The following is a 6,000-nucleotide window of genomic DNA, read 5'->3' as shown; positions in this document are numbered from 1 at the left end:
AATCCATAAGGGCGGATATGGAATCCATAAGGGCGGATATGGAATCCGCCCCTACGGGTTGTCCTGGTTCTGCATCTCATTTCCGGGAATTGCAGAACGGTAGCATTGTCTGCTTCAGGATTTGACCAGGGTCAAGGAATATTCCCCACCGTTTTCATCGATGGACGAGACGTCCCATCCTTTGCCCTGGGCGGCCCGGGCCACGTTCTCCTTGGATGCCTCGGTGTCCACCAGAACGGTCATCGTGGTGTCGTTCGTGGTCTGAATGGCCATCATGGTATCTAAAACGGGTTGCGGGCAGGAAAGCCCGCGTGCGTCGACTGTGGTGCTCATTATGGTTTTCTCCTTGGTGTGTGGTCTGTTCAAAGATTTTTTTTGGTGTTGTCTCTGGCGGAGGATGGAAGAGTGACACGGACAAAGAACCCGGACTTCCGACTTCGGATTTCTGCATTCAGTCTTTTCCCGTCTCCCGTCTCCCTTTCTTCCTTTATTTCTTGCGCATGAAGTAGCCGATTCCCAGGCAGACGATCAGGCCGATGACCACCGCGGCGATGCCGTGGGGGCCGACGCCTTTGGGGGAGCTGGCCAGGCCGAAATTGTGCGAGAAACCTGCGCCGACGATCATGCCGAAAACGAACACGGCGGCGTCGCCATCGCCTTCACCGGCCAGGAAGAGCTGACGGCCCGGGCATCCGCCTGCCAGGGCAAAGGCGAGACCCGCCAGGACCATGCCCATGAAATTCCAGAGTGCCTGGGTGTGGGCAACGGGCTGACCATCAAAGCCGGGATGGAACTGGCCGAAGGCCAGGTTGGCCAGAAAGGCGGCCAGGATGAGGGCGAGAACCCCGCCAAAAAGGTGGGTCTGCTTGAACAGGATGAGATCCCTGAACGCACCCATGGTGCAGAAACGGCTCCGCTGGGCCATGATACCCACGCCGAGCCCGATGGCCAGGGCGATGAACAGGGGCGCATGCATGGCCCCGGGGCCCTTGAGACTGTAAAAAAGGATACCGCTTTTTGCCCCACCGCTGATCTGGGGATAGATGAACATCAGGGCCAGGAAGCCGAGCATGACCAGGGAGATGAGGACTCCGCCCGCGGAATGGCTTTTTTTGGCCGGACCGAGATTGTAGCCGTTTTTGAGGAACAGGGTCCCGATGTATACGCCGGCGATCAGTCCGAGGAGTCCGAAGATGGCATTCAGGTCACCGCCTGCCAACCGGAGCATGGCCCTCCAGGGGCATCCCAGAAAGACCAGGGCGCCGATCATGGCGAAGATACCCAGGATGAAGCGAACAAAGGGGGCCGAGCCGGTTCTGGGGCGGAAATCCTTGAAGGCCAGGGCTGCGCCCAGAGAGCCTAAAACAAACCCGATGATTTCCGGGCGCATGTACTGGACGACACCGGCCCTGTGCAGTCCGATAGCTCCGGCGATGTCCCGCTCGAAGCAGGCCACGCAGATACCCATATTTCCGGGATTGCCGAGTTTTTGCAGCAGGGCGGCCAATATTCCGATGACCGCACCGACCCCGATGATACCCCATTTGGTGGCAAAAAGGTTTTTCATAGTTTGTGTTTCTCCCTGGATAGAGGTTGATGAATGGGGCAGCGGGTCCGATGAGTGGGTCCAGTTTGGAATCCGTAGTTTTCAGCGCGACCGAAGTGTTCCCTTTCGTATCAGAACGTATCAGCCCATGAGCTGATAGGCCGGTATGTCAAGAATTCATGTATCGATCCGGCACCAAAATTTCCGTTTCTCCAAACAGTTCCGTGTTCAGAATGGACGCATGCCCGTAAAATTGGCCTCTTGTTACGCCCAGGGAAGAGACGATGACAAATACAAAGTGGCAATACGAGACGGTGGGACTGATAGAAAAAATCTATGGGTTGTGGTTTTTGTCTCTGGTTGATTGCCAGAATCTGGGGGGAAGGATCATGCAGAAGAAGGGGACGCTGAACATGGCGCAGCGGGGCGTCTCCATGGGACCGAATAGATGGTGGCCAGAAGAAGAAAATCGCGTTGGGTGGACACGCGTGTTCCGGTCGAAGGGAATGAAAAGGATGCCAATACGATCCGGTGGATTGAGGTCGTGGAGTGCGGGGCCTGAAAAGAATTTCCGTTTTTTCGGATCGAATCTCGCCGCCTGCCGTCATCCCGGATCAAGTCAGGGATGACATGTCTGTACTCTGCTTTTTCGATCAATGTATATTGGCTTGCCGTAGGGTCACGGCCTTGCCAAAAGCCACGGTACTCCGTGACCCTACGGCAAACATCGTTTGAGCCTTTTTTTCCATATTGCTTTTTCAACGGACTCAAGTTAGAGGCGTCCAATATTCTTTCATGACTATTCGAGGATGCACATGAAGATACCCATGCGTCAATTAAAGGTGAACCAGAAGGCCGCTATTGTTTCCGTGGCCGCCCGTGGAGAACTCGGGCGGCGGATCCGGGACATGGGGCTGGTTCCCGGGACCGAGATAACCATTGTCGGGCATGCCCCCCTGAAAGACCCCGTGGCCATCAGGCTCAAGGGATTCACCATGAGCCTTCGCAACAGCGAGGCCGATCATATCGTCGTCGAGACGGACGAACAGGAAGGATGATGGACAAAACCATACGTGTCGCCCTGGCCGGCAATCCCAATTGCGGCAAGAGTACCACCTTCAACGCCATCACCGGTTCCAAGGAGCGGGTGGGCAATTATCCGGGCATCACAGTGGAACGCAAGGAAGGGTCTTCCTGTGTGCACGGGACCACTTTGCGGGTCATTGATCTGCCCGGAACCTATTCCCTCACCGCCTATTCGATGGAAGAGTTGGTGGCCCGGCAGGTTTTGGTGGACGAGAATCCCGAACTGGCCATCGACGTGGTCGATGCCACGGCCCTGGAGCGGAGTCTCTATCTGGCGGTCCAGCTCATGGAACTCGGCGTTCCGGTCGTCCTTGCGATGAATATGATGGATGAGGTGCGTAAGAAGGGTATCCATATCAAAACCCGTGAGCTGTCCAAACGGCTGGGAGTCCCTGTTGTCGAAACCGTGGCCAAGACCGGCAAGGGGATCGGCAAACTCATGAAAGCCGCGCTCGACTATGCCAAAGGTGAGGAAATCAAGGAATTCAAACCCTTGCACATACCTTACGGGCCCGAACTGGACACGATCATCGACAAGATGGTCGCTCGCATAGAGGAAGAGGATTTTTTGACCGACAGGTACCCACCCAGGTTTACTGCGGTCAAATACCTGGAAAACGACGAGAGCCTGATCGAACGTGGACGCGGGAGGGGGCCCCTGGGGTTGGAACTCGAGGCCATGGCCAAAGAGGCCGAGGCTATCTGTGAAACCGCCTCGGAAACCTATCCCGAAGCGGTCATTGCCGATTATAGATACGCATTCATCAACGACATCCTCAAACAGGGAGTTATGGAATTTGACGCTCCGGATGTGGGGTATACCCGTTCGGACAAGATCGATACCATCCTGACCCACAAGGTCATCGGGCCCGTTCTCATGGTGGCCATTCTCTACGGCATGTTTACGGTGACCATTGAATTCGGTGCCTATCCGCAAGAACTATTCATCGCCGGATTTGAATGGATAGGCCGGTTATGTACCCGGATACTCCCTGAAGGCATGCTCCAGTCTATGGTCGTTTCCGGTATTGTCGACGGTGTCGGCGGTGTGCTGAGTTTCGTGCCCCTGATACTGATCATGTTTCTCATGCTCACCTTTCTGGAAGATCTTGGGTACATGGCCCGAATGGCCTATATGATGGACCGCATTTTTCGTTTTTTCGGTCTGCATGGGTGTTCGGTCATGCCGTTTATCATTTCCGGCGGAATCCCCGGGGGATGTGCGGTGCCCGGGATCATGTCCGCCCGGACCCTGCGCAGCCCCAAAGAGCGACTGGCCACCCTGGTGGTCTCTCCGTTCATGATGTGCGGGGCCAAACTGCCCCTGTTTATCATGATGACGGCGGCCTTTTTTCCCAACCATGCCGCACGGGTCATGCTTCTGTTTTCTCTGGGGGCGTGGGTTGTGGCCCTGATCACGGCCCGCTTTCTTCGTTGGGTGGTCATCAAGGGAGAACCGACCCCGTTCGTCATGGAACTTCCGCCGTACAGAATCCCGACCATGCGCGGGATATGGCTCCATACCTGGGAGAGGACCTGGCAGTACATCAAGAAGGCAGGGACGGTCATCCTGGCCATCTCCATCCTCATCTGGGCGGCCATGACCTTTCCCCAGCTTCCGGCGGAAAAGGTTCAGGTCTTTGACACGCAGGTGGCCAATGTCATGCAGGACCAGGATCTTTCCCAGAAGGAACGCCGTCAGAAAATCAATGCCATCCGCGGGGAACAGGCGGAAACCACGCTGCGCAACACCGTTGCCGGCCGCATCGGGGACGCGCTTTTGCCCGCGACCTCCTTGGCCGGATTCAACTGGAAAATGAATATCGCCGTGCTCGGCGGGTTCGCGGCCAAAGAAGTCATTGTCTCCACCCTGGGTACCGCCTATTCCATGGCCGAGGTCGATGCCGAGGAGGCCGTGGCCCTTGGGGAGCGTCTCAAGAACGATTCCCATTGGACCATACCGGCTGTCATCGGATGTATGGTGTTCATCCTTCTGTATGCTCCCTGCTTTGTCACTGTGATTGCCATGGCCCGCGAATCCAGCTGGAAATGGGCGGGATTCGCGGTTGTCTTCAACACCCTGCTTGCCTATACCCTGGCCGTGATTATCTATCAGGCCGGATCTGTCCTGGTCGGTTGACCGATGGCCAATGGTGGTTTTCTTTGACCTCCCAAAACAAATTCATTATCCCTAACTTTTTGGAAGGCGAACTCCAGGAATGTGGGAAGGTAGAACATATGTTTTCAGGAAAACGGTGCAGACGGCGGGGGAAAAAGGGGCACGGCAAATGTTCGGGTTGCAGCTTGAGGGCCCATTGTCCCCTTTCCAAGCTACGCATGGGTGAAAAGCGATTGGTGGCCTGCATGAAATCGAACCGGCAGCTGGTTGGCCATTTGGCCGCCATGGGCATTCTTCCGGGGACCGAGGTCGATGTGGTCAGCAACAATGACAGCTCGCTGGTTATCGGTGTCCGGGGTGGGAGGGTGACCCTGTCCAGAGAGATCGCCGACACGATTATGGTGGCGTGAATTTTTAGGGGGTGGGACGGAGTTGCCAGTTCTCATCCCCAAGGGAGCTTCCCCCGTTGTCATCCCGGGGCTGATCCGAAATTTTCCTGGTCGTAGCCGAAATCCCGGCGTCTCGGCAAAAGACGGCAGGTTCATGTAGGTCCCGGCCTAGACCGGGAATGGCGCAAACGGTCGAGGCCCACGCAGGCAGACCCATATTCTTGAGGGATCGAAACAAGAAGATTCTCCAGCAATCCTGAACCACCAACAAGAGGTTTGACCATGTCCTGGGACAGTCTATTGGTTTACGCGATAATCATCGTAGCGGCCGTGTATATCATCACCCGATTTGTGCGCAAAAAGGGCCTCGGATGTGCCGGATGCCCCGGCAATCGTTCGGGAACCGACGACGGTGAGGCCTGCAAGGTCTGCCCCATGGCCCAGCATACTATTCGCGACGAGGATGAGAAGTCATCCTGACGGATGTTTTTGTGAGAGATGAAAAAGCACACATGGACCATGTGTGCTTTTTTTATGGGAGGAGGCGTGGGGTGGGGGCGATGTATAAAAAATGATCATGTGTGCGCGGGTAGTGTATAAAATCCGATCATGCTGAGGTACCCATATTGAATGACTATTTTTTTTATTCAATAATATAAGTATTTTGTTTGTTTTAAGTGTTGTTTTTTTTAAAAAAGGTTCGATTTTTGCTTTGATGTCTGTGCGCGTTTTTCCGTAGGGGCGAATCATATATGGACCCGCCCGGACCGACCGGGCCCAAACCCATGGGGATCCCGGATCGAGTCCAGGATGAGGGTTCCAGACCCCGGGCTTTGACCGGTGTCTTCTGCTTTCTCTCT

The 6,000-nt window shown here is 55.5% G+C and carries 6 protein-coding genes; 4 read left to right on the top strand and 2 right to left on the bottom strand.

From position 1 onward, the window contains the following. Window positions 1-114 precede the first annotated feature (114 nt). Both ACY692_RS09165 and yedE read right to left on the bottom strand, forming a co-directional pair. Complete coding sequence (locus ACY692_RS09165; RefSeq protein WP_462325057.1) at window positions 115-333, bottom strand: sulfurtransferase TusA family protein; 219 nt, start codon at window positions 331-333, stop codon at window positions 115-117. Window positions 334-487: 154 nt separating this feature from the next. Then, the gene (yedE, locus tag ACY692_RS09160; protein ID WP_462325056.1) at window positions 488-1,567 is read right to left on the bottom strand and encodes a YedE family putative selenium transporter; all 1,080 of its coding nucleotides are present in this window, start codon (window positions 1,565-1,567) and stop codon (window positions 488-490) included. 788 nt (window positions 1,568-2,355) lie between these two features. Between yedE and ACY692_RS09155 the strand changes: the two genes are divergently transcribed. The 4 genes from ACY692_RS09155 to ACY692_RS09140 all read left to right on the top strand — a co-directional run bounded on the left by ACY692_RS09155 (window position 2,356) and on the right by ACY692_RS09140 (window position 5,620). Continuing rightward, the gene (locus ACY692_RS09155) at window positions 2,356-2,604 is read left to right on the top strand and encodes a FeoA family protein (RefSeq protein ID WP_462325055.1); all 249 of its coding nucleotides are present in this window, start codon (window positions 2,356-2,358) and stop codon (window positions 2,602-2,604) included. Next, window positions 2,604-4,772: a ferrous iron transport protein B gene (gene feoB / locus ACY692_RS09150; RefSeq protein WP_462325054.1), complete on the top strand. Its 2,169-nt coding sequence runs from the start codon at window positions 2,604-2,606 to the stop codon at window positions 4,770-4,772. The genes ACY692_RS09155 and feoB overlap by 1 nt, the downstream gene beginning before the upstream one ends. 98 nt (window positions 4,773-4,870) lie before the next feature. Next, entirely contained in the window at window positions 4,871-5,161 is a 291-nt protein-coding gene (locus tag ACY692_RS09145) for a FeoA family protein (RefSeq protein WP_462325053.1), read from the top strand. A 261-nt stretch (window positions 5,162-5,422) separates the two neighbouring features. Next, a complete protein-coding gene (locus tag ACY692_RS09140) occupies window positions 5,423-5,620 on the top strand; it encodes a FeoB-associated Cys-rich membrane protein (protein ID WP_462325052.1) in 198 nt (65 codons plus the stop codon). Window positions 5,621-6,000: the final 380 nt, after the last annotated feature.

The sequence above is a fragment of the Desulfoplanes sp. genome (genome assembly GCF_054921335.1).
The sequence above is the reverse complement of the archived record's forward strand: the minus strand, read 5'-3'. Positions and strand labels throughout refer to the sequence as shown.